Genomic DNA, 23059 nt, shown 5'->3' with positions numbered 1-23059 from the left:
GGTGACCGTGGTGGTCACCGCCCCGCCGCCGGAACTGCCGGAACTACCTGAACTGCCGGAGGATCAGACCGCCGGGGCCGGGTAGGTCGGGAACTCGACGCCCGAGACGTACTGGACGACCCGGATGACCTGGCAGGAGTAGCCGAACTCGTTGTCGTACCACAGGTAGAGGATCGCGTTGTCGCCCTCGACCTTGGTGGCGCCGGCGTCGACGATCGAGGCGTGGCGCGAGCCGATGAAGTCGCTGGAGACCGCGTCGGGGGAGTCGATGAAGTCGATCTGACGCTTCAGCGGCGAGGTCAGCGAGACGTTGCGCAGGTAGTCGAGGACCTCCTCGCGGTTGGTCTCGCGGGCCAGCTGCAGGTTGAGGATGGCGATCGAGACGTCCGGCACGGGGACGCGGATCGAGCTGCCGGTGATCTTCGCCTGGAGGTCCGGGAGGGCCTTGGCGACGGCCGAGGCGGCGCCGGTCTCGGTGATCACCATGTTGAGCGGTGCCGAGCGGCCGCGACGGTCGGCCTTGTGGTAGTTGTCCAGCAGGTTCTGGTCGTTGGTGAACGAGTGGACGGTCTCCACGTGCCCGCGCAGCACGCCGTACTCGTCGTCCATCGCCTTCAGCGGCGGGACGATGGCGTTGGTGGTGCAGGAGGCGCAGGACAGGATCTGCTCGTCGGGCTTGATCGTGTCGTGGTTGACGCCGTGGACGATGTTCGGGACGTCGCCCTTGCCCGGCGCGGTCAGCACGACCTTGGCGATGCCGGGGCGCAGGTGCTTGGACAGGCCCTCCCGGTCGCGCCAGCGGCCGGTGTTGTCGATCAGGATGGCGTCCTTGATCCCGTACTCCGTGTAGTCGACCTTGGTCGGGTCGTCGGAGTAGATCACGGTGATCTCGTTGCCGTTGGCGATGATCTTGTTGTTCGCCTCGTCGACGGTGATCGTGCCCTGGAACTGGCCGTGGATCGAGTCCCGGCGCAGCAGCGAGGCGCGCTTGACCAGGTCGTCGCCGCCGCTGTCGCGCACGACGATGGCCTTCAGGCGCAGGCCGTTGCCGGAGGCCTTCTCGATCAGCAGGCGGGCGACCAGGCGGCCGATCCGGCCGAAGCCGTAGAGGACGACGTCGCGGGCGTCGCGGCGCTCCAGCTTGTTCTCGCCGGTGGCGCCGGAGACGGCCTGGGCGGTGAACTCCTCGACCGACAGGCCGTGGTCGTCGGCCCGGTAGGTCGCGGCGAGCATGCCGATGTCGATCTGCGAGGGGCCGAGGTCCAGGGTGGTCAGCGCACTCAGGAAGGGCATCGTCTCGGTGACCGAGAGCTCCTCGCCGGCTATCTGGCGGGCGAAGCGGTGCGTCTTCAGGATGCTGACCACCGACTTGTTCACCAGGGACCTGCTGTGCAGCAGGACGGTCACGTCCCGCTCGCGGTGCAGTCGCCCGATGATCGGGATCATCGACTCCGCGATCTCCTCGCGGTTCTTCCAGTCCGTGAACACGTCGTCGTTGACAGTCACAAGTCCATCTTTCGAGCTGAGGGTGTTGCGCACATGGTAGCTTCGCCCGCCCCCGCCCCTTCCGCCGGTCCCTCCCCCGCCCACTTCGCCCGAGCCCCCGACCTGCACTTTCGCCCGCTCACCCACCCCCAGAGGTGATCACCGCCACCCCGCGGCCCCGCTCGGACCTCACCGCGCGCCACCCGGGCCGACGGCCGTGGGTGGGAGCGCCAGGTCGGCGAGCAGGCCGTCCAGGACCAGCTCCTCCTCGATCCGGCGGCCGGCCGCGAGCAGTGACGCGCGCAGGGCCTGGTCCCAGGGAGTGTCCGTCGGGGTGCCGGTGAGGGCCGCGGTCGCGGGGTGCGTGTCGAGGGCGGTGCGGTAGTCGGCGGCGGTGTACCGCCACGGGGTCCAGGGGACGTGGGACAACAGCCGGGTGGCGATGCGCAGGCCGCCCCAGTCGAAGTCCCCGTGGTAGCGCAGCGTCCATCCGGTGTCGGCGTAGAGCCTCAGCAGGCGCAGGGCGGCCGTACTGGGCTGGCCCTGGACGCAGACCAGCGGTGCGCAGTCGGGGCCGAGTCGGTCCGCGGCCGCCAGGACGACGGCCGGGTTCTCGCACACGTACGCCGTGCCGCCGCGGGGCGGACGAGGGGCGTCGCGGACGAGTTGGCGGAGCGTCAGCACGGCGGGCTGGCCGACCGATCCGAGTGCGGCGAGGGCCCGTCCGGTGGCGGTGTCCCGGTCGCCGGGGAGGTTGAGGGCGATGACCTGCGACGAGAGCTCGTCGAGCAGGAGCCCCGCTGCCGCCCAGGTGTCGCGCCGCGCCTGGGCGCCGTCGCCGGGCGGAGTACCGGTGAGGGCCCGGACGGCGTCCAGCGTGAGGGTGGCCAACGGGCCTTGGTCGAGGGCGTGGGCGTCACCGGTGTGTCCGGCGGCGAAGGTGCTGAGCGAGCGCGGCGGCGATGCCGGCAGGTGCGGCAGCAGGCGGGCCAGGTCGGCGAGCAGCGGTGCGGCCTCCTCGGGGCCGCGGGCCAGCCGGCGGACGAGGCCGGTGGCGTGCAGGGAGGCGTACCAGTCGGCGAGTTGGGGGCGGGCGGCCACCACGGACGCGAGTGGGGCGAAGGCGTGCTCCCAGGCCAGGGCGAGCCGGTCGGCCGCTTCCTGTCGGGGTACGACCGGCCCGGTGAGCGCGACGACGGCGGCGGCCAGCCCGTCCGGGCTGGCGCCGCTGGCCCGCAGCACCCGGTCGACGGCGGCGAGGGACACGGAGAGCGAGCGCCCCGGACGCGGCGCGCGGCCCAACAGCCGGGTGACGGCGGCCCGTTCGGCGTCGGCCGCACCGGCCAGGGTGACCGTGCCGTCGAGTGGCCGGGCCGCCTCCATCCGGCGGCGCGCCCGGTCGAGCAGCCAGGTGAGTTCGGGTGCGCCGATCAGGCGCTGGAGCCGGGGCACGTCCATGGTCAGGAGAACACGCCTTCCTGCCGCTGGCCCGGCACCTCCGCGTCGGCCACGCGGGAGCGCCGGCGGCCGTCCCACTCCCAGCGGGTGACCAGGACGGCGGCGATCTCGTCGACCCGGGAGAGCTGGGCGATGGCCAGGCCCGGGACCTCCGGGTAGCAGCCCCATTCGCGCTCGGAGGTCATCACGACGTCCAGGTCGAAGGCGGTGAGCAGGCCGAGCGACTTGGCGCGGGAGTCGTCGTCCACCCCGGCGAACGCCTCGTCCAGGGTGACCAGGCGCGGCGCGTACGGGCTTCCGGCCGAGGCGTAGTGCGAGGAGGCGGCGGCGAACAGCGGGAGCGAGACGGAGAGCACCCGCTCGCCGCCGGAGGCCGGGCCGGTGGCGGACTGCCACTTGCCGTGCTGGTGGCGCTCGATGCCGAACTCGTGCCAGGAGCGGTAGTCCAGGGCCGCGGTGAGGTGCTCCAGCCAGGTCCCGGACGGGTTGTCGGTGCGGGCGCGCTCGATCTGCGCCTGGAGGAAGTCGCCGAGGGCGGCCCGATCGGCGGCGGTCCAGGCGTCGGAGGACTGGCGCAGGAGGCGGTCACGGGCGGCCGCCAGGCCGCCGGGAGCGTCGCGGGCGGGCCGCCACACCAGCCGGAGCAGCATCCCGGTGCTGGTCGGACGGTCCTTGAGCTCCCCGTTCATCCGCAGGACCTGGTGCTCGGCGGCGCTGACGAGTTCCTGAAGGGTGCCGGCCACCTCGGTGATCAGGTGGTTCTCCAGGATCTCCTGCTCCCGGGCGGAGAGCAGCCGTTGCCGGTCGGCGACCTCGGTGGCCAGGGCGGCGGCCAGCTCGGGGACGGAGCGTTCGCGGCCCTGGAAGACGATGTCGACGACCAGGCCCTCCTCCAGCATCCGGGCCGCCGCGCTGTGCCCGTGGCGGGCGAGGGCGTCGGAGAGTTCCTTGAGCTCTTCGGTGATCCGGCGCTGAACGCGTTCCCAGGCCGGGTCGGCGCCGTCGACGGATTCCAGTTCGCGCTCGACGGCCCGGGCCAGGCGGACGGCCGGCTCGGGGGCCCAGGAGTCGCCGGCGTGCTCCTCGGCGAGGTCTGGCAGGGCGACGACGAGCAACCCGGTGGCGGCGAAGCGGCGCAGCGCGTCGATCGCTTCGGCGCGGGTGCGGGCGGTGTCCTCGATCTCGATGCGGACCCGGGTCCGCAAGGCGTCGGCGGCGGCCTGGCGGCCGGTGGCGGCGTTCTGCTCCCGCCGGGTGGCGCGGTCGCCCTCCTCGCATCCCCGCAACGTCTCTGCCACGTCGGCGAGTTGGCGTTGCAGCTCGGCGACGGCGGCGCCGACGGTGGCGGCGAGCGTCTCGTGGCGCTCCCCCGCCGTGACGGCCTCCCGCGCCGCGTCGCGCGAGCGCTCGGCCAGCTCGGTGACGCGCTCGGCGGCCCGGCCGTGGTCGACGGCCTCGGCCGCCAGCGCGGTCCGGGCGGCGCGGGTCTCCCGCACGGCGGGCCAGAGTTCGGCCAGGGTCTCCCGGTAGGAGCCGAGGGCCTCGCGGGCCTGCCGCAGACCCGCACCGGTGACGGGAAGGCCGAGTTCCCCGGCCAGGTCGTGCAGTTCGGCGGTGGAGTGCTCGGCAGCGGCGGCGGCCTCGGCGGCGATCCGCTCGGACTCCCCGCGGCGCTCGGCGGCGCGCGCGTGCTCACGGTGGGCCGCCGTCGCCACGGCGTGCGCACCGCGCAGGGCGGCGTCGTCCGGCAGGGCCGCCTGCTCGGCCGCCAGGGTGCGGACGTCCGCCTCCACCCGCGCGGAGCGGTCCGCGAGGTCCGCCGACTGCTCCGCGAGTCGGGCGAGTTCCGTCTCGACGACGGCCGTCCTGGCTCGCCGGGCCTGCTCGCGGGCACCTTCGCCGAGGTACTCGGCGGCCGGTTTGGACCAGGCGCCGGCCAGCGAGCCGAGGCGGAACCGCCCGTCCAGGCCGATCCAGCTGCCGGCGTGGGGCAGTTCCTCGCCCACATGGAGCAGGCCGATGCCGGCGAGGAGCCGATCGACCAGTTCGTCGGGGAGAGCGGCCGCAGCCGGATCGGACCGGTCCACCGCCGGGCGCAGTACGGCGGTGAGCGAGGCGCCGTCCACCGGTGCGCCGACGGTGGCCAGGATGTCGCCGATGCCTGCCGCGGCCACCGTTCCGTCGGGAGCGACCCAGGCGTCCAGCAACCCCGAGGCCTCCAGGGCGGCTTCCAGTTCGGCGGCCTGAGCGGGCGCCAGGTCGTCGGCGACGTCGACCAGCTGCCACAGCGGCGCGCCCGGGCGGCCCTGTCGGGCCTCGCGCGAGCGGGTGTGCGGGGCCTGCGGACCGCGCCGGCCACCGCGCCGGAGTTCGGCGAGCTCGCCTTCCAGCCGGTCCCTGCTCTCGTCGACGTCCCGCTGCTGCGACTCCAACGCCGCCCGGAGTCGCGCGAGTTCGGCGCCGACGGTGGAGGCTGCCTGCTGCGCCGCCACCCGGGACGGGTCGGCGCCGGCCAACGTCCCGACCCACTGGTCCAGTTCGTCGAGCATTCCCCCGGGGTCGGCGGGGCGCAGCAGCCGGCATCCGGTGAGGTACGAGCGGACGGCCGCGAGGTAGTCCCGGCCCTCCCGCGCCGTGCTCTCCTCGGCCTCGGCCCGCAGCTCGGCCCGGTGGGCCAGTTCGCCGTCCGCGTCCTCCCGCCGACGGCGGGCCCGGTCCAGCTCCCGGATCGAGTCCTGGGCGGTCGCGAGGTGCTCCTCGACCAGCGCGATCGAGCGCTGGCGGCGGTCGGTGAACTCGGCGGCGTTGTGCTGCGCCGTCCCGGGGACCTCTCCCTCGACGAGGGGGCGGACAGCCCGCTCCGCGTGCTCCCGTTCCAGCCCGGCCGTGCTCGCCGCGGCCAGGGCCCGGTCCAGGACGACGCCCTGAGCACGCTCGGCGGCCTCCGCGCGGGACCGCGCACCGCCCAACCGGGCGGCGCACCGCGTCAGTTCCTCCTCGGCCCGCAGCCGGTCGGCCTCGGCGCGTTCGGCGTCCCGCGTGGTGCGCCCGGCCAGGGCGGCGGCCTGCTCCAGTTCGCGGGCGCTGCGCATCTCCGGACCGGCCCGCAGGGCCTCGTCCCTGGCCCGCAGACCGGTACGCCGGCGGTCCAGCTCCTCCAACCGGGTCTCGGCCTCGGCGAGTGCGGCGCCGGCCGCCTCGAAGTCCTGTTCGGCGGTGTTGAGTTCGGCCCGCAGCGCCTCGTAGCGGGAGTGCTGCGTGCGGGGGGCGCGGGCCTTGCGCCGGGCCGCCACCCGGGCGTAGCGGCGGTAGTGCTGGAGGAAGGAGCCCGCCGCGCGCTCGGCGGCGGCCATCACCGCCAGCTGCTCCTTCTCCTCGTCCAGCGAACGGAACGCCTCCGCGACGTCGGCGACCACGGCCTGGTCCATCGGCGGCAGCGACTCGGTCAGGGCCCGGGAGAGCGTCCTCTCGCTGGGCCGCTTCGACAGCTGCGGCTGGCGCAGCTGTACCAGCAGGTCGACCAGGGCCGCGTACCGCTGCTCGCCGAGGCCGAACAGCGCCTCGTCCACCGCGCGCCGGTACGCCCGCGCCGAGTCGTACAGCAGGCCCCGGCCGTCCAACGCCTCGGCCAGCCGGTCACGGCCGATCGCGGCGCCGGTCGAATCCACCAGCCGCAGCTCCGGACCGATCCGCCGGTCGGTGACGAAGTACCAGTGGCGGGCGATGCCCCGGCCGCTGACCGCCTTGAGTCCGCAGCCGAGCGTGGTGTAGTGCGCGGTGCCGTCCTGGTCCAGGCGGCCGAACTCGACCCAGGTGTAACCGAGCCGCTCGGGGTGCGGGTGCTCGCCGCCGAGCAGCAGGTTCCACTCCATCCGCTTCTTCGGGTCGGCGTCCGGCTCCACCCGGTGCGGGGAGAGGTCGCCGTCCAGCAGGAAGGGCAGGGTCAGGGCGAGCACCTTGGACTTGCCGGTGCCGTTGTTGCCGCGGAAGAGCAGTCGGCCGTCGCGGAAGTGGAACTCCTCGACGTCGTAGTAGAAGAGGTCGACCAGCCCGACCCTCAGCGGCTGCCAGCGCGTACGGGTGGGCAGGGGCAGGGGCAGCCGCGTCCTGGCGGTGGTGTTCATCGGGTCCTCGCGCCCTTCGTGCGGCCGGCAGCCGTCTTCGTGTTCTTCTTCGGGTTCTTCCGGGGCGCACTCTGGCCCGGTTCCAGCAGGACGGTCTCACCGACCCGGTAGCGGTCCAACGCCGGCCTCGGCCGCACCAGGGCGGCGCCGTCCGAGGCCACCGCGCGATCCAGCAGCCCGAGCGCGGTCAGCCGGTCCACGGCCTGCTCGGCCAACTCCACCTCGGCGCCGGGAGCGGTGGCGCTCCGCCGCCAGAACCCGGCGTGCTCCAGGGCCCAGCCGGCCACCTGCCGGTGCACGTCGGCCAGCGGGACGGTGCCGCCCCGTCCGGCGAGGTACTCGGCCACCAGCAGCGCCACGTGGCCGTCGGTGCCGGACTCCGGCATCCGCAGGTCCGTCAGATCGTCGTCCGGGTCCACCATCGCCAGGCCTTCCGCCCTCACCTCCGCGACCAGGCCGGTGAGTTCGGCGACGCGCCGGGTCAGCGCGCCGCGTTGGGAGGTGAGGTAGGCGCTCTCGCTCTCGGTCAGTCCGTCCAGGTAGAGCACCGGATCGTCCAGCAGCCGACGGGAGAGGGTGTGCCGCAGCGCCCGGTTGCGCAGTTCGTCGCTGTCCGGCAGCACTTCGGCGTTGAGTTCGGCGAGCCGCTCCTCGAAGCCGTCCGCGCGCACCGTGCTCGGGCCCCGCCGGGAGACGAGCAGGACGGCCAGCACCCGGCGGTCCACGTCGTACAGGGCGTCCCCGGCCGACTTCAGGAAGGCGTCCTCGTCGCCGGCCACCTTGGCGAGCACGCCCCATTCCAGCAACAGCCGGACCACCGCCACCAGATCGGTGCGCTGCTCCCGGTCGGCGAGGGTGAATTCCACCCCGGCCGCGTCGAGTGCGGGATCGGCCGCCGCGAGCACCACCTGCTCCGCCAAGCGGCCCAGCGCGATCTGCTGCTCGGCGCGTTCCAGCACCGCCAGGCACAGACAGACCAGGACGTAGCGGCGCCGCGAGAACGGCAGGCCGGTGCGCTGGTCGCGGGCCGGATGCGTGGGATCGTCGGGCCGGCCCGGAATGCGGCGCAACCGGACCACCTCCGAGTCCACCGACAGCGCCCAGCCGGTGTTCCGGTCGAACCAGGTGCGCAGCTCCGTCGCGTACTGCCGCACGAGGCGGAAGTCGTCGGCGTGGGACCCGCCCGCCCGCAGCAGCGGACGACGCAGCAGCGCCCGGGCGGCTCGACGGACCTCCGCGGAACGCTGCGCGGCGAGCACGTCGCCCAGGCGGTCGTCACTCACGGTCGTCACTCACGGTCGGCCCCCACGGGATCGTTCTCGTTCGCCAGGTCGATGATCTCGACCAGATGTTCCGGGCCCCACAGCACGCCGTCGAGGGTGCGGATCTCGGCGATCCCGCCGCCGCGCAGCCTCGTCAGCCTGATCTCCATCGTCCCGTCGTTGGTGGTGGCCGCGACCGAATCCGCGCCCGGACGCCAGGCGGACAACGCGTCGCCGAGGAGCAGCAGGAACAGCCGGAAGGCCTCCCGGTCCAGTTCGTCCAGCTCGCTGAGCCGCACCTCGCCCCGGGTGGCCAGCCGGGCCCGGACCGCCGCCGTCTGCTCGGCCTGCTTGCGGGCCAGCTCGGCCAGGTACGCCTTCGCCTCGCCACGGTCCTGCACGGACCGCGACCGGCCGCGCCGCTCGTACGAACCGGTGCGGCGCAACTGCGGACTGATCCGCACGCCCGCCGCGTCGTACCAGGACGCAGAGGCGGGCACCGGCTCGGTGTCCCGTTCGGCCAGCGATTCCTGATCGATCGTCAGATGCCTCGCCGAGTACAGTCCGAACGCCGAGCGCCACAGCCGGTGCCGGGAGTCGTCGTCGGGCGCCTCGGCGAACCACCGGGCGAGTTCGCGGAAGTCCGCCGAGCGATCCGATCGGCCCGCCCTGCGCTCGTTCAACGCCTGGACCACGCTGAGCAGTTGGGGAATCGCCTGGCGGGCGGCGGAGCGCAGCAGCTTGGCCTGCGAACTGCGGCCCGGCACGCTGAGGAACCAGGCCCGCAATCCGTCCCAGCGGCCGGTCCAGCGCCGCTCCCCCGCCGCCAGCGCCTCGGCGGCCAGGTCCGGAGCGGCGTCGGCGGCCTCACGCTCGACGGCCAGGCGCAGCAGCGGCCCGATCCGCCCGTCCTGGGACGCGCCGAGGTGCTCCAGCAGCCCCGCGATCTCGGCGCCCCGGGTCACCAGGTCCTCGATGAACCGCTCCAGGTAGTCGATCAACCGCTGTTTGTAGGCGAGGAACACCTCGACCTCGGCCTCGTGCAGGTCGACCGTCCGCTGGAGCGAGCTCATGAACGCGCGGGCGTTCTCGGCCAGCCCCGAGAAGCGGTCCACCAGGGCGAGGAGCGCGAGGTGCGTCACCGCCGGGTCCGGTTCGTCCCGGTCGGCCAGCGCCAACAGCGCCCGCAGGTGCACGGCGATGTCGGCGAGGGCGACCGCCTGCAACTCGCCCCGCCGGCCGAGCGCCGCGTCGTACGCCGCCAGCGCCTCCTCCGCGGCCTCTCCCGCGCGGGTGAGCTGGTAGATGTACCGGGAGCGGTAGAAGTCCTCCAGGGCCGTGACCCGGCCGGTGTCGGGATCGGGCCGCAGGTTCCCCCACTTGGCCAGTCGTTCCAGCGCGGTGGCCACCGCCTCCACCGACGGTCGCCCCTCCGGCGGGAGGCCCAGGTGGACGTCCTCCGGGCGCAGGTGGACGGTGAACTCCTGCTTGGCCCGGACGAACACCCCCATCACCTGCCGGTAGAGCTCGCGGCCCTCGGTGGCGAGATGCGCGAACGGCCGGTATCGCTCGTCGGCTCGGTCGGTGTCGCCGACCCGCGGGCCCGCACTCGGGTCGTCGACGCTGGTCATGGGCGTCATTGTGCCGGACGGCCGTACCCGCCCGAACCGATTCGGCGGATCCGGGCACATCCGGCGGCCGGATTTGCCGGGGGTGCGGGGTGGTGGGGTAATGGAAGCGACCCGTGCTTGAGCGTTCCGCGAACGACCCGGGAGCAGCCATGACAGACGGTCCCGAGCCCATCAGTGCCGAGGCCCTGCGTGCCGTGCAGGAGGAGCTGGCCGAGCTGCGCGCCGAGCGGGCGAAAGTGGTGGGGACGCTGCGCGGGGAGGACGTGGGCGACCGGGCGGACGCGGCGGACGAGTTGCAGCGGGCCGACGACGTCGCCCGGCTGGACGAGCGGATCGCCGAGCTGGAGGCCCGGGTCCGCGAGGGGGCCGCCGCCGGGCCGCCGTCCACGGAGGTGGTGGGGGTGGGCTCCACGGTCACCGTGCGGTTCGCGGACGGGGTGGAGGAGACCGTCGAGGTGGCGGAGCTCGCCGAGGTGCGGGAGGAGACCCTGGTGACCGCCGACAGCCCGCTCGGGCGGGCGCTGCTCGGGCGGCACGCCGGGGAGACCGTGAACTACGAGGCGCCGAACGGCGCGGCGAGCGCGGTCGTGCTGTCGGTCGGCGGACGGCGGGCTTCGTGAGCTCCCCCGACGACCGCGCGCAGGACGCCCCCCAGCAGGACCCCACGCAGAACCACGCCGCCCAGGACGAGCCGGCCGTGGGCCCCGACCCCGTCGGGCCGCCGCGGTTCGCGCCGTACCACCACCCGGCCGCCGGCTGGGGTGCCGCGAAGAGCGTGACCCGCTTCCTGGTCAAGGAGGGCGCGTACGTGGACGGGCCCCGGGCGATCATGCGGATGAACCACGAGAGCGGCGGCTTCGACTGCCCAGGGTGCGCCTGGCCGGACGACACCAAGGGCCTGCACCTGGACATCTGCGAGAACGGCATCAAGCACGTCACCTGGGAGATGACCCGCAAGCGGGTCGGCCGCGACTTCTTCGCCGCCCACTCGGTGACCGAGCTGTCCGGGTGGAGCGACTTCGCACTGGAGGACCAGGGCCGCCTCACCGAGCCGATGGTGTACGACGCCGGCTCGGACCACTACGTCCCGATCAGCTGGAAGGACGCCTTCGAGCTCGTCGGCCGCACCCTGCGCGAGCTGGACGACCCGAACCGGGCCGCCTTCTACACCTCCGGCCGGCTCGGCAACGAGGCCACCTTCCTCTACCAGCTGATGGCCCGCGAACTGGGCACCAACAACCTGCCGGACTGCTCCAACATGTGCCACGAGGCCAGCGGACGCGCCCTCCAGGCCTCGCTGGGCACCGGGAAGGGCACGGTCGACCTCAAGGACTGGGAGGTCACCGACGCGCTGTTCATCATGGGCGTCAACGCCGCCTCCAACGCGCCCCGGATGCTCACCGCCCTCGCCGACGCGCACCGCCGCGGCGCGCAGATCGTGCACATCAACCCGCTGATCGAGGCGGCCGCCACCCGCACCATCGTCCCGCACGACTTCGTGGACATGGCACTGTTCAAGTCCACGAGGACCAGCACGCTGAACCTCCAGCCGCGCATCGGCGGCGACATGGCACTGGTGCGCGGCATGGCCAAGGCGATCCTGGAGCAGGCCACGGCCGACCCCCAGGCCCTGGACCGGCAGTTCATCGAGCGCCACACCACCGGGTTCGAGGCCTACCGCGCGCTGTGCGGGGCCACGCCCTGGGAGGAGATCGAGCGACAGAGCGGGCTCGGCCGGGCCGAGGTCCTCAAGGCCGCCCGGGTCTACCGCGACGCCGACCGCTCCATCGTCAGCTGGTGCCTGGGCGTCACCCAGCACGAGCACGGCGTGGACACCGTGCGGGAGATCGTCAACCTCCTGCTGCTGCGCGGCAACCTGGGCCGCGAGGGCGCCGGCCCGTCGCCGGTGCGCGGGCACAGCAACGTCCAGGGCAACCGCACCTGCGGCATCGACCACCGCCCCTCACCCGAGTTCCTGGACCGCCTCGCCGAGGCCTGCGGGATCGACCCGCCGCGCGCGCACGGCCTGGACACCGTCTCCGCCGTCGAGGCGATGCGGCGCGGCGAGGTGACGGTCTTCGTCGCCATGGGCGGCAACTTCGCGCTCGCCGCGCCCGACACGCCCTACACCTACGAGGCGCTGCGCGGCTGCGAGTTGACCGTCCAGGTGAGCACCAAGCTGAACCGCAGCCACCTGGTGCACGGCCGCCGGGCGCTGATCCTGCCGTGCCTGGGCCGCACCGAGAAGGACCACCAGCGCGGCGGGGTGCAGAGCACCTCGGTCGAGGACTCGATGAGCATGGTGCACCTGTCCGTCGGCATGAAGCGCCCGGCCTCCCCGCACCTGCTGTCCGAGCCCGCCATCGTCGCCGGGATGGCCCGCGCGGCGCTGCCGGACAGCGGGACACCGTGGGAGTGGTACATCGAGGACTACGACCGCATCCGCGACACCATGTCCCGGGCCCTGGACGGCTTCGAGGACTTCAACCGCCGGGTGCGGCTGCCCCTCGGGTTCCGGATCAAGCAGCCGGCCCGCGAACTGGTCTTCCTCACCCCCTCCGGGCGGGCCGAGTTCTCCACCGCCCCGCTTCCCGACGTCGTTCCCGCCCCGGGCACCCTGGCGCTGGGCACCATGCGCTCCCACGACCAGTGGAACACCACCATCTACTCCGACAACGACCGCTACCGGGGCGTGCGGAACCTGCGCACGCTGGTCTTCCTGAACACCGACGACATGCGCGAGCGCGGCATCGCCGAGCTCGACCCGGTCGACATCACCAGCACCGCGAAGGACGGCAGCACCCGCACGTTGAACGGCTATCTCGCGATCCCGTACGACATCCCGCGCGGCTGCGCGGCGGGCTACATGCCCGAGATGAACGTGCTGTGCGCGATCGGCGACTACAGCACCCAGAGCGACCAGCCGATCATGAAGCACCTCAAGGTCACCGTCACCAAGGCGTAGGAGGCGTAGGGATCAGGCGCGGCGCCTACGCCGACGCCTACGTCTACTCCGACGGCTGCGGCGTCCAGCGGTGCAGGCCCTTGCGGTCGTAGTACCGGGTCATCCCGAAGCCGAAGGCCAGGGCGAGCACCACGCCGACCGCGATCATGGTCCAGCCCCGGGCCAGGCCCGCGTCCGCCCGGGCGTCGAAGAACAGGATCGCCCGGATGCCGTCGCTGAGCTGGCGCATCGGCTCGAAGACGCTGAGGAAGCGGTAGAAGCCGGGCACCGCCTGGAGCGGGATGGTCGCCCCCGAGGAGGGCAGCGCCAGCGCGATGAAGACGAACATGGACACCAGCTGCCCGATCCCGCCGAACGCCGCGTTGATCGCCTGGACCCCGAGGCCGACGGCGAGGCTGGCGCAGTAGGCGAAGACCCAGAGCAGCGCCTGGTGCGGGGCGTCCATGCCGAGGACGGTGACGGAGCAGAGCATCACCAGGGTGGTGGTGAGCAGCATGATGCCGGCCGTCATGACCATCTTCAGCAGCAGGGTCTGGGTGCGGGTGATCGGGACGGTCGGGCGCCGGGTGTGCCAGGGGCCGAGCTCGCTGTCGCTGTAGCCGAGCGCGGTGTCGACGCCGTTGTGGATGATGTTGCCGCCGATGAAGCCGGTCAGCACGGCCAGCAGGGTGTAGTAGAAGGCGCTCAGGCCGAGCCCGCTGTGGGTGCCGATCGGGTGGCCGACCCGGGTGGTGACGGCGAGCGGGTCGGCGAGCAGCAGCCGCGCGGTGGCGCTGGCGCCCGTGCCGGAGGCGGTGGGCGGCGCGGCGGCGGTCAGCTCCTTGCCGAGCGCCAGCGAGGCCTGGTGGGCGGCGGACTGGGTGATCTGGGAGGCCAGCGAGGAACCGAGGCTGCCGAGGCCGGGGTTGGTCAGCACCGTCAGGGTGGGCCGTTCGGTGGCCCGGCCGGTGGTCAGTGCCGCCACGTCGGCGGTGAACGCCTGCGGGACGAGCAGCGCGCCGTAGACCTTCCCGGTGGAGAGCTGGTCCATCGCCTCGGCCTGGTCGACCTGGCGCCAGTCGACGGTGCTGCCGGGCGTCCCGGCGACGATCTCCCGGGTGAGCCGCGCGCCCAGGCTCTCCGTCCGGCCCGGCGGCGGCGGGCCCTGATCCGCGTTCACCAGGGCGATCGGGAGCCGGTGCAGGTGCCCGGTCGGGTTGAGGATGCCGCCCATGTAGAGCAGCGAGAGCACCACGGCCAGCAGGCCGCACAGGATGCTCGGAACGAGCCACAGCTTCGCGTGGCGGGCGAGCACGAGGGCCCGCGCCTGCCGGGGACCGTCCTGGGAGCCTGCGGACGCCATGCCACCCCTCGGATTCGGGCGCAACCTGGTGCTGCTGCCGATGCGGTGGGAAGTCGTTCCGTGGCGGCTCGGCGGCAAAACCCCACGTCACCCGATCCGCCCCGCCGTGCTCCGGCCGGGGCCGCCGGGACAGGAGGTAAAGGTTCTACCAAGTACGCAAGTATCGGCCTCCGCGCGGTCTATGCTTCTGGAGGTTTGAAGAAGGCACCTCGTTCGGTGAGGCTTCTTCACGGACACAGGCCACTGATCCGACGACGTCGAGAGACGCCCAGGGTTAGGACAGATCTTCCCGACCTAAGGGTTGATCCGAAGTGGCTTCCGGCCCGACCGGGCTGGACACGCCGTGGAGTGCCAAAGCTCTGACGAGTTGGGGTGAACCGGCGGTCGCTTCGCGCGCCGGCGAACTCCTTGCCGCGTCGATCACACGCACCACGGGGTGCGTCGACCGGGAGGAGGCGAGAGACATGGATTGCAGTAGTCCGGGCCACAGTTGCCCCTGCCCCCGCTTGTCCTCGCACACTCCCGGCACGCGGTAACGACCCTCCCTGCGAACATCTCTGACGGCTCATCACCTCGACACCCGGCTTCGCCGTGCCCGAACGGGCCCGCACCGCCGGGTGGCGATGCGCCGCGCCCGTCCGCAGGGGGATCGCCGCCGTGCGCCCCCGATCGCCCCGCCTGCCCGGGGCCCACGGGAGGATCGTCATGACCACCAACACCACGCTCGACTCCAAGGTCCCCGCCCCGCGTTCAGCGGTACTGGACGACGCCCACGTCGGCGACATCAAGGGTGCGCTCGGCACCATCCGGCTCGACGACACCACCCCGCGCCACGGCCTGTCCGCAAGACTCAAGACCCTGCTGGCGATCGTCGGCCCCGGCCTGATCGTGATGGTCGGCGACAACGACGCGGGCGCCTTCTCGACGTACGGGCAGGCGGGGCAGAACTACGGCACCCAGCTGCTGTGGACGCTGCTGATGCTCATCCCAGTGCTGTACGTGAACCAGGAGATGGTGCTGCGCCTGGGCGCCGTCACCGGTGTCGGCCACGCCCGGCTCATCCTGGAGCGCTTCGGGAAGTTCTGGGGCGCGTTCAGCGTCATCGACCTGTTCCTGCTCAACGCGCTGACGCTGGTCACCGAGTTCATCGGCGTCACCCTGGCCGCCGGGTACCTGGGCCTGCCGAAGGTCGCCTCGGTGGTGCTGGCCGCCGTGATCATCATCGCCTCGGCGTTCACCGGCTCGTTCCAGCGCTTCGAACGCGTCGCCGTCACGCTGTGCGTGGGTTCGCTGCTGCTGGTGCCGATCTACTTCATGGTCCACCCGAAGACCTCGCAGATGGCACACGACTTCGTGGTGCCCAGCATGCCGGGCGGCTCGGGCCAGCTGGCGGCCGTGATGCTGGTGATCGTCTCCATCGTGGGCACCACCGTCGCCCCGTGGCAGCTGTTCTTCCAGCAGTCGTACGTCATCGACAAGCGGATCACGCCGCGGTTCATGAAGTACGAGAAGGTCGACCTGTGGATCGGGATCGCCATCGTCATCATCGGCGCCGCCGCGATGATGGGCTTCACCGCCGCGGCCTTCGCCGGCACCGACGGCTTCGGCCAGTTCTCGGATGCGGCCGCCGTCGCCAAGGGCCTTGAGGACAAGGCCGGGCACGTGGTGGGCGTGCTGTTCGCCATCGCGCTGCTGGACGCCTCGATCATCGGCGCCTTCGCCGTCTCCCTCTCCACCGCCTACGCCATCGGCGACGTGTTCGGCATCAGGCACTCGCTGCACCGGGGCGTCAAGGGCGCCAAGGGCTTCTACGCGATCTACGCCGGCCTGGTGGTCGCGGCGGCCGCGATCACGCTGCTGTCCACCGGCTACACCCAGGGCCTGATGACGCAGTTCGTCCAGGTGCTGGCCGGTGTGCTGCTGCCCTCGGCGACGGTGTTCCTGCTGCTGCTCTGCAACGACAAGGCCGTCCTGGGGCCCTGGGTCAACGGGCCCAAGACCAACGCCTTCACCTCCGCCGTGGTCGGCGTGCTGGTGATGCTGTCGCTGATCCTGACCGCCGCCGTGGTCTGGCCCGACATCAGCTCGCAGGCGATCCTGTGGATCATGGCCGGCTGCGGCGTGGCCGCCGTGCTGGTCGCCGGGTACTTCTTCACCTTCGGCCGCACCGCCACCAAGGAGGACCCCGTCGACCGCACCGGCCGCGAGGAATGGCGGATGCCCCCGCTGGAGACCCTCGGCAAGCCGGTCATGTCCACCGCCCGCAAGGTCGGCATGGGCGCCCTGCGCGCCTACCTCCTGGTCGCGATGGTGATGGTCATCATCAAGATCGTCCAGACCGCGCTCAACCACTGAGCCGCCGCCGGGGCGGCGCCCGACAGTACCGCCGCCCCGGCCCCGACCCGGAAACCTCGACCGCCCCGCACCCGGGGAAGGAAGGAAGTACGGCCATGCGCACCGCCCCTCACCACCACTGCCCGCGCGTCCGCCTCGCCCTGCACGACGGCGTCGAGAGGAACTACCGCCTCGACGACCCCGGCGTCTGCCCGCACTCCGGCACGCCCAACACCCGGGCCTGCGCGTACGAGCCGCGCGTGCACCTGGCCTACCTGCTGGCCCGCCAAGGCCACCGCCCGGACTGGCTCGCCGACTTCGCGGACCTCCCGCCGGCCGCCGCGCGCCGCCTCAGCCGCGCCGCCGCCCGCCACCGGCCGCACGGCTGACGCCCCGCCGACCGCACCACCCGCGCCCTCGCGCACCCCTCCACCCGCTGTCCTGTCACGGAGGTGACCTGCCATGTCCATCGTCGCCGCGTTCCACCACTCCCTCCCGTCCGCCGGCCGCGGCCGCCTGCGCGCCGCGCTCGCCGCCGTGGGCCGACGCCTGGCGGAGAGCCCGCTGGACAGCCCCGTCCTGCACGCCGTCACGGCCCAGGCCCCGGCACCGGCCGCCGCCTCCGCCGACCGCCCCGCCCGACTGCGGGCCAGCTGGCGGACCGTCACGGCCCCGGACGGCACCGCCCGGCTGGAAGCCTCCTGGCACCCCTGGCACCCCGCCCGCTGACCACCCGTACCGATGCGTACAGATCCGCACCGACCCCGCACCGAATCCGCACCGACCCGCCGAAGGAGCATCCGCCATGGCCGTGCGCTACCCCAGGCTCGAAGCCATCTTCTCGGACCACACCGCCGCCGCCCCGCCCCGGCGGCCGCGCCCCGCCCCGGCCCCCCGTCGACCCGGACACCGGCCTGGTGGTGGACCCCGAACAGCGCACCGTCACCGTCGACGGGCATCAACTGGCACTCCCCTACCTGGAGTTCGAGCTGCTCGCGCACCTGGTCGACAACCCGCTGCGGGTCCACTCCCGCCGCCAGCTGATGGAGACGGTCTGGGGCCGGCCGGACACCGGCGACACCCGCACCATCGCCACCCACATCGCCCGGATCCGCCGCAAGCTCGGCCCCGGCCACCGGGAGGCGATCGCCACCGTCCGCCAGATCGGCTACAAGTACGACCCCCGCCTGACCCGCGTCGCCTGACCGCCGTCCGGCCGCGCCGCCCGACTGCGCCGCCCGAGGCCCGATCGCCCGCCCCGGCGGCACCCCGCCGGCCAGCACCCCACCGAAGGAGGACACCGCCGTGACCAGAACCGCCCTGTTCCCCTGGACCAGCAGAGGGACGGCGCTGTGCGGCGTCCTGCTCCTCCTCACCCTCCAGGGGATCGCCGTCGGCGTCGCCCCGGGGCGGCTGCGGCTCTTCCTCTCCGGCGTACTCATCGGCGCCTCGGCGGCCGGACTGCTCCTCGCCCTGCTGCTCGCCCGCAGCGGGCGCGGCACCGCCCGACCCGCCGACCCCGGCGAGGACGACACCCAGTGGTTCAGCGCCCGCTCCCTGGACGGGTTCCCGATGGAGCAGGTCCGACCGCTGCTGCTGTCGCCCGGCGCCCCCGGCCTGAACCGGCTCTACACCGCCTGGGTGTTCGCCACCCACGGGCACGACCCCCAGTGGATCGCCCACCACCTCGACCTGTCCACCCCGACCGCCCGGCTGCTGGTCACCGCGGCCCGGCACCACACCGCTCCCGACAGGAGGCCGCAGTGATCACGGCCCTCGACCACGTCCAGCTCTCCGCACCCCCCGGCAGCGAGGCCCTGCTGCGGGCCTTCTACGGCGACGTCCTGCAGATGGCCGAGATCCCCAAGCCCCGGCCGCTGACCGAGGGCGGCGGCTGCTGGTTCGCCGCCGACGGCGGCCGGGTCCGGCTCTACCTCGGCATCGAGGAGCGCTTCCGCCCCAGCACCAAGGCCCACCCCGGCATCGCGGTCTCCGAGATCGACGACTTCGCCTCGCGGCTGTCCGAGCTCGGCGCGCTCGTGGTGTGGGACGAGAGCCTGCCGCCCCGGCGCCGCTTCTACACCACCGACCCCGTCGGCAACCTGTTGGAGTTCGTCGAAGCGGCCTGAGCCGGCGCGCGGGGGAACCCCGGATCCATTTGCCTACGGACGTACCGAAGGAGCAGACTGCCCGGGGCCCGCAGGACGGGCCGGGACGACACCGGACGACACCACCGGAGGAGGCGGCCATGGGCGAAGACCCTCCCAGTACGCGCCGCCGTACCGGCCGCCTCCCCCACGCCCGCCCGCGCGCCTGACGCGACGGCCCCGGGGGTGACGCGGCGTTCGTCCCGATCCCGCTGACGTCGCACGCACCTCTCCCGACCCGGGGCCCCGGGTGCGCGCCGGAGGTGCACCCCATGACCCTGCCGAAGCCGGCCCCGGGCGTCGCCCGGGGCTCCCTGCCGTCCCGGACGGCCGCCCGCCTGGCCCGGATGACCTGGGTGGACGCGCTCGTCGCGGCCGCCGTCCTGGTGCTGCTCTACCTCGCGCTGCGGGTCGGGCAGGGCACCACCGTCCGGTTCTCCACCGGCCGGAACGCGGCGGTCGACACCGACCCGGCCCGGCTGCCGTACGACGCGGCCCGCTCGCTGCTGCGGATGTTCGCCGCGCTCGCCGTGTCGGTGGTCTTCACCTTCGGCTACGCCTACGCCGCAGCCCGCAGCCGCCGGCTGGAGCGGGTCCTGATCCCGGCCCTGGACATCCTCCAGTCGGTGCCGGTGCTCGCCTTCCTGACCGTCGCGGTGACCGGCTTCCTCGCCCTGTTCCCCGGCTCCGTGCTGGGCCTGGAGTGCGCGGCGGTGTTCGCCATCTTCACCTCCCAGGCCTGGAACATGACCTTCGGCTTCTACTGCTCGCTGGTCTCGCTGCCGCCCGAACTCGACGAGCTGTCACGCTCGTTCCGCTTCACCAGGTGGATGCGGTTCTGGAAGGTCGAACTGCCCTCGGGCATGATCGGCCTGGTCTGGAACGGCATGCTGAGCTTCGGCGGCGGCTGGTTCTTCCTGGTCGCCTCCGAGGCGATCAGCGTCGACAACCAGCGCTACGCGCTGCCCGGGGTCGGCTCCTACGCGGGCGCCGCCATCGCCGCCGGCGACCTCGGCCGGGTCGGCTGGGCGATCGCCACCATGGCCGTCCTCGTGGTCGGCGTCAACCTGCTGTTCTGGCGCCCGCTCACCGCCTGGGCCGAACGCTTCAAGAACGAGCAGTCCGAGGCCACCGAGGTGCAGCGCTCCGTCGTGCTGGACCTGCTGCGCCGCTCGCACTGGCCCGGACTGCTCGGCCGGCTGCTGCGCCCGGGGTGGCGGGCGCTCTCCCGGGCCGGGCGCCTGCTGGGCACCGACGACCGCCCGCTGGCCGTCGACCCCGGGCGGCGGCGCGCCGGGGACGCCGCCTTCGCCGCCGTCGCCGGCGGCCTCGTGCTCTGGGGCCTGGTCGACCTCGGCCGCTACCTGCACGGCGCGACCGGCCTCGGCGTGTTCGGCGAACCGCTGCTGCTCGGCCTCGCCACGCTCGCCCGGGTCGTCGTCCTGGTGACCGTCGCCACCCTGGTCTGGGTGCCGGTCGGCGTGCGGATCGGCTTCTCCCCCCGGCTGACCCGGATCGCCCAGCCGCTGGTGCAGGTGCTCGCCAGCTTCCCGGCCAACTTCCTCTTCCCGCTGGTCGTCTGGCTGCTGCTGCGGACCGGGCTGTCGATCGACCTCGGCGGCGTCCTGCTGATGGCCCTCGGTGCCCAGTGGTACATCCTGTTCAACACCATCGCCGGCGCCATGGCCATCCCCACCGACCTGCGCGAGGCCATGGACGACCTCGGCGTGCGCGGCTGGCAGCGCTGGCGGCGGCTGATCATCCCCGGGATCTTCCCGGCCTACGTCACCGGCGGCCTCACCGCCTCCGGCGGCGCCTGGAACGCCTCCATCGTCTCCGAGGTCGTCACCTTCGGCGGCACCACGCTCACCGCCACCGGCCTCGGCGCGTACATCGCGCGGGCCACCGAGCGCGGCGACTACCCGCACCTGCTCGCCGGGGTGGCGGTGATGAGCCTGTACGTCGTCGCCCTCAACCGGCTGCTCTGGCGCCGCCTCTACCGCCTGGCCGAGCGCCGCTACTCGCTCTGACCCGCGCCCGCTCCCCGCCCCGGAGGTCCCCGCATGCGCTTCCCGTTCCCGCGCGCCGCCCGCCCCGCGCCGCCCGCCGCCGCCGCTGTGTTCTCTCCCTCCGAACCTTCCCCCGCCGACGGCGAGGTCCTGCTGGAGACCGTCGGCCTCACCAAGGCCTACGCCGGCGCCGACGGCGCGCTGCCCGTGCTGTCCGGCATCGACCTCACCGTCCGGGCCGGCGAGATCGTCGCCCTGCTCGGCCGCTCCGGCTCCGGCAAGTCCACCCTGCTGCGCTGCCTGTCCGGGCTGATCCCGCCCAGCTCCGGCACCGTCGCCTACCGCGGCACCCCGCTCACCGGCGCCAACCCGGGCACCGCCCTGGTGTTCCAGACCTTCGCGCTGCTGCCCTGGCTGACCGTCCGGCAGAACGTCGAACTCGGCCTGGAGGCCCGCGGCGTGCCGCCCCGGGAGCGCGCCGAGGCCGCTGTCCAGGCCATCGACCTGATCGGCCTGGCCGGCTTCGAGTCCGCCTACCCCAAGGAGCTCTCCGGCGGCATGCGCCAGCGCGTCGGCTTCGCCCGCGCCCTGGTCGTCGAACCGGACGTGCTGATGATGGACGAGCCCTTCTCCGCGCTGGACGTCCTCACCGCCGAGAACCTGCGCGGCGAGCTGCTGGAACTGTGGGAGTCCGGCCAGTTCCCCACCCGCGCCGTCGTCCTGGTCACCCACAACATCGAGGAGGCGGTCCTGATGGCCGACCGCATCGTCGTCCTCGGCTCCCGCCCGTACGGCACCATCCGGGAGACCGTCGAGGTCGACCTCGACCGGCCCCGCGACCGCGACGCCGTCGCCTTCGACGAACTCGTCGACCGGGTCTACCGGATCATGACCGGACGCCCCAAGGAGACCCGGCTGCCCGGCCGCGCCGACGGCGCCCGGCCCGACCGGCGCACCGTCGCCAACACCCCGCTGCCCACGGCCAGCGTGGACGGCCTCGCCGGCCTCGCCGCGATGATCGCCCACCGCGGCGGCTGCTGCGACCTCGCCGACCTCGCCGACGAACTCGGCCTCGACATCGACGACATGCTCCCCCAGCTCGACGCCCTCGACCTGCTCGGCTTCGCCGAGATCCACGGCGACGACCTGCTGCTCACCGAGGCCGGCACCGCCTTCGCCGGAGCCGACGTCCAGGAGTCCCGGACCATCTTCGCCGGTGCCGCGGTGGACGTCCCGCTGGTCCGGCTGATCACCAACGGCCTGCGCGGCCGCCCCGGCGCCGCCGTGCACGCCGGCTTCTTCCGCGACCTGCTCGCCCACCACTACACCAGCGAACAGGTCGACCGGCAGTTGGAGACCGCCACCGACTGGGGCCGCTACGCCGGGCTGTTCGGCTACGACGCCGCCCTGCGGGAGTACCGGCTCGACGAGGAGACGGCCTGAAGCCCCGGAGTCAGGCCTGGCCGGTGGCCGGGCGGCGGCGGGCGGAGCGGACGGCGCGGGCGAACGGCTGCTCGGCCGTCGCGGCGTCCGGGCCGGTACCGCCGCCGTCGCCGCCGTCACCGCGCCCGGGCAGGTCGTTGGCGATCAGCGCCGCCTCCGTCAGCAGGCCGCGCACCTCGGCGGCGCGGTAGAAGATCCGGGTGCCCTCCCGGCGCGAGACGACCAGCCCGGCCGCCCGCAGCCTGGCCAGGTGCTGCGAGGTCGCCGCCACGTGCGCGCCCAGCAGCTCCGCCAGTTCGCTGACCGGCAGCTCCCGCCGGGTCAGCGCCCAGAGCAGCCGGTACCGGGACGGGTCGGCGACCGCCTTCAGCACCGCGACCGCCCGCTCCGCCGCGTCCGTGTCCCACGCCTCTTCCTGCGCACCCATGCCAGGGATCCTACCGAGCCGGTCCCGCCGCCCCGGCGGCGCCGAAGCCGGTGCCGTCCGGCCGGGCGCGGGCGTCGCCAACAGGCGTACCCAGCGGGCGTCGACACCGGGCGTCGATAGCGGGCCGATGGCCGGGGCTGCCAGGCTTCAGCCATCCTTTCAGCCGCTGCCGACCGGCCGCGCCGTCCAGGAGTTGGAGTCCGTACGAGATGATCGAGCACACCACGTTCCGTACCGCGGTCAGCGGATCGCACGAGCACAATCCCTGGGGCTGAGCGGCCTGGGTCCGCCTTCGGACGCCCGCCCGCCGGGCGGTGTCGGGGAGGACGGACCCGGCCGCCCGGGGGGGGGGGGGGGCCCACCCGGGCCGGGGGGGGGGGTGGGGGGGGGGAATCACGACCGCCGCCGCGAGCGGCGCCCCCAGCCCGGCCC

General features: G+C 73.6%; 17 protein-coding genes and 1 riboswitch. Of the genes, 10 read left to right on the top strand and 7 right to left on the bottom strand.

From position 1 onward, the window contains the following. Window positions 1-63: 63 nt before the first annotated feature. From ACFWPI_RS35340 to ACFWPI_RS35320, 5 genes are all read right to left on the bottom strand, one after another. Window positions 64-1506: a glyceraldehyde-3-phosphate dehydrogenase gene (locus ACFWPI_RS35340; RefSeq protein WP_380377891.1), complete on the bottom strand. Its 1443-nt coding sequence runs from the start codon at window positions 1504-1506 to the stop codon at window positions 64-66. Between the two features lie 168 nt (window positions 1507-1674). After that, entirely contained in the window at window positions 1675-2943 is a 1269-nt protein-coding gene (locus ACFWPI_RS35335; protein ID WP_380377893.1) for a TIGR02679 family protein, read from the bottom strand. A gap of 2 nt (window positions 2944-2945) precedes the next feature. Next, window positions 2946-7067 carry a TIGR02680 family protein gene (locus ACFWPI_RS35330; RefSeq protein ID WP_380377895.1) on the bottom strand — a complete coding sequence of 1374 codons (4122 nt, stop codon included), beginning with the start codon at window positions 7065-7067 and terminating at the stop codon, window positions 2946-2948. Next, the gene (locus tag ACFWPI_RS35325; protein WP_380377897.1) at window positions 7064-8350 is read right to left on the bottom strand and encodes a TIGR02678 family protein; all 1287 of its coding nucleotides are present in this window, start codon (window positions 8348-8350) and stop codon (window positions 7064-7066) included. Before ACFWPI_RS35325 ends, ACFWPI_RS35330 begins: the two co-directional genes overlap by 4 nt. A 5-nt stretch (window positions 8351-8355) precedes the next feature. Next, the gene (locus ACFWPI_RS35320) at window positions 8356-9960 is read right to left on the bottom strand and encodes a TIGR02677 family protein (RefSeq protein ID WP_380377899.1); all 1605 of its coding nucleotides are present in this window, start codon (window positions 9958-9960) and stop codon (window positions 8356-8358) included. Between the two features lie 149 nt (window positions 9961-10109). Here ACFWPI_RS35320 and ACFWPI_RS35315 point away from each other — a divergent pair, with 149 nt between their 5' ends. Beyond that, window positions 10110-10580 (top strand): GreA/GreB family elongation factor, encoded by a 471-nt coding sequence (locus ACFWPI_RS35315; RefSeq protein WP_063349744.1) that lies wholly within the window; start codon window positions 10110-10112, stop codon window positions 10578-10580. Window positions 10581-10657: 77 nt separating this feature from the next. Beyond that, a complete protein-coding gene (locus ACFWPI_RS35310; protein ID WP_380377933.1) occupies window positions 10658-12925 on the top strand; it encodes an FdhF/YdeP family oxidoreductase in 2268 nt (755 codons plus the stop codon). Window positions 12926-12968: 43 nt separating this feature from the next. On the opposite strand, the gene ACFWPI_RS35305 is transcribed toward ACFWPI_RS35310, so the two are convergent. Beyond that, a complete protein-coding gene (locus ACFWPI_RS35305; RefSeq protein WP_380377902.1) occupies window positions 12969-14267 on the bottom strand; it encodes a YhgE/Pip domain-containing protein in 1299 nt (432 codons plus the stop codon). 201 nt (window positions 14268-14468) lie between these two features. Beyond that, window positions 14469-14646, top strand: a riboswitch (M-box (ykoK) riboswitch). Between the two features lie 326 nt (window positions 14647-14972). Here ACFWPI_RS35305 and ACFWPI_RS35300 point away from each other — a divergent pair. From ACFWPI_RS35300 to ACFWPI_RS35265, 8 genes are all read left to right on the top strand, one after another. Continuing rightward, the gene (locus ACFWPI_RS35300) at window positions 14973-16622 is read left to right on the top strand and encodes an NRAMP family divalent metal transporter (RefSeq protein ID WP_380377904.1); all 1650 of its coding nucleotides are present in this window, start codon (window positions 14973-14975) and stop codon (window positions 16620-16622) included. Window positions 16623-16717: 95 nt separating this feature from the next. After that, entirely contained in the window at window positions 16718-16990 is a 273-nt protein-coding gene (locus ACFWPI_RS35295; protein ID WP_380377906.1) for a hypothetical protein, read from the top strand. A 73-nt stretch (window positions 16991-17063) separates the two neighbouring features. Beyond that, window positions 17064-17330 (top strand): hypothetical protein, encoded by a 267-nt coding sequence (locus tag ACFWPI_RS35290; RefSeq protein ID WP_380377908.1) that lies wholly within the window; start codon window positions 17064-17066, stop codon window positions 17328-17330. 188 nt (window positions 17331-17518) lie between these two features. Then, window positions 17519-17806: a winged helix-turn-helix domain-containing protein gene (locus ACFWPI_RS35285; protein WP_380377910.1), complete on the top strand. Its 288-nt coding sequence runs from the start codon at window positions 17519-17521 to the stop codon at window positions 17804-17806. A gap of 100 nt (window positions 17807-17906) precedes the next feature. Next, the gene (locus tag ACFWPI_RS35280; protein ID WP_380377912.1) at window positions 17907-18368 is read left to right on the top strand and encodes a hypothetical protein; all 462 of its coding nucleotides are present in this window, start codon (window positions 17907-17909) and stop codon (window positions 18366-18368) included. Then, window positions 18365-18730 (top strand): glyoxalase, encoded by a 366-nt coding sequence (locus tag ACFWPI_RS35275; protein WP_380377914.1) that lies wholly within the window; start codon window positions 18365-18367, stop codon window positions 18728-18730. The genes ACFWPI_RS35280 and ACFWPI_RS35275 overlap by 4 nt, the downstream gene beginning before the upstream one ends. A 290-nt stretch (window positions 18731-19020) precedes the next feature. After that, window positions 19021-20778, top strand: a complete 1758-nt coding sequence (locus ACFWPI_RS35270; RefSeq protein WP_380377916.1) for an ABC transporter permease — start codon at window positions 19021-19023, stop codon at window positions 20776-20778. 33 nt (window positions 20779-20811) lie between these two features. Beyond that, on the top strand, window positions 20812-22200 hold the full coding sequence (locus ACFWPI_RS35265; RefSeq protein WP_380377918.1) for a nitrate/sulfonate/bicarbonate ABC transporter ATP-binding protein: 1389 nt from the start codon (window positions 20812-20814) through the stop codon (window positions 22198-22200). 10 nt (window positions 22201-22210) lie between these two features. Here the strand turns inward: ACFWPI_RS35265 and ACFWPI_RS35260 are convergent, their stop codons facing one another. Further along, a complete protein-coding gene (locus ACFWPI_RS35260) occupies window positions 22211-22627 on the bottom strand; it encodes an ArsR/SmtB family transcription factor (protein WP_380377920.1) in 417 nt (138 codons plus the stop codon). Window positions 22628-23059 lie beyond the last annotated feature (432 nt).

The organism is Kitasatospora sp. NPDC058492, from assembly GCF_042720685.1.
In the GTDB taxonomy this organism is placed as follows: domain Bacteria; phylum Actinomycetota; class Actinomycetes; order Streptomycetales; family Streptomycetaceae; genus Kitasatospora.
Note: the sequence above shows the minus strand (reverse complement) of the source record. Positions and strands in the feature narration are given on the sequence as shown.

Coding starts and splice junctions, on each gene's coding strand:
- ACFWPI_RS35335 (WP_380377893.1), bottom strand. CDS start 2,943: ATGGACGTGCCCCGGCTCCAGCGCCTGATCGGCGCACCCGAACTCACC.
- ACFWPI_RS35330 (WP_380377895.1), bottom strand. CDS start 7,067: ATGAACACCACCGCCAGGACGCGGCTGCCCCTGCCCCTGCCCACCCGT.
- ACFWPI_RS35320 (WP_380377899.1), bottom strand. CDS start 9,960: ATGACCAGCGTCGACGACCCGAGTGCGGGCCCGCGGGTCGGCGACACC.
- ACFWPI_RS35315 (WP_063349744.1), top strand. CDS start 10,110: ATGACAGACGGTCCCGAGCCCATCAGTGCCGAGGCCCTGCGTGCCGTG.
- ACFWPI_RS35305 (WP_380377902.1), bottom strand. CDS start 14,267: ATGGCGTCCGCAGGCTCCCAGGACGGTCCCCGGCAGGCGCGGGCCCTC.
- ACFWPI_RS35300 (WP_380377904.1), top strand. CDS start 14,973: ATGACCACCAACACCACGCTCGACTCCAAGGTCCCCGCCCCGCGTTCA.
- ACFWPI_RS35295 (WP_380377906.1), top strand. CDS start 16,718: ATGCGCACCGCCCCTCACCACCACTGCCCGCGCGTCCGCCTCGCCCTG.
- ACFWPI_RS35290 (WP_380377908.1), top strand. CDS start 17,064: ATGTCCATCGTCGCCGCGTTCCACCACTCCCTCCCGTCCGCCGGCCGC.
- ACFWPI_RS35270 (WP_380377916.1), top strand. CDS start 19,021: ATGACCCTGCCGAAGCCGGCCCCGGGCGTCGCCCGGGGCTCCCTGCCG.
- ACFWPI_RS35265 (WP_380377918.1), top strand. CDS start 20,812: ATGCGCTTCCCGTTCCCGCGCGCCGCCCGCCCCGCGCCGCCCGCCGCC.
- ACFWPI_RS35260 (WP_380377920.1), bottom strand. CDS start 22,627: ATGGGTGCGCAGGAAGAGGCGTGGGACACGGACGCGGCGGAGCGGGCG.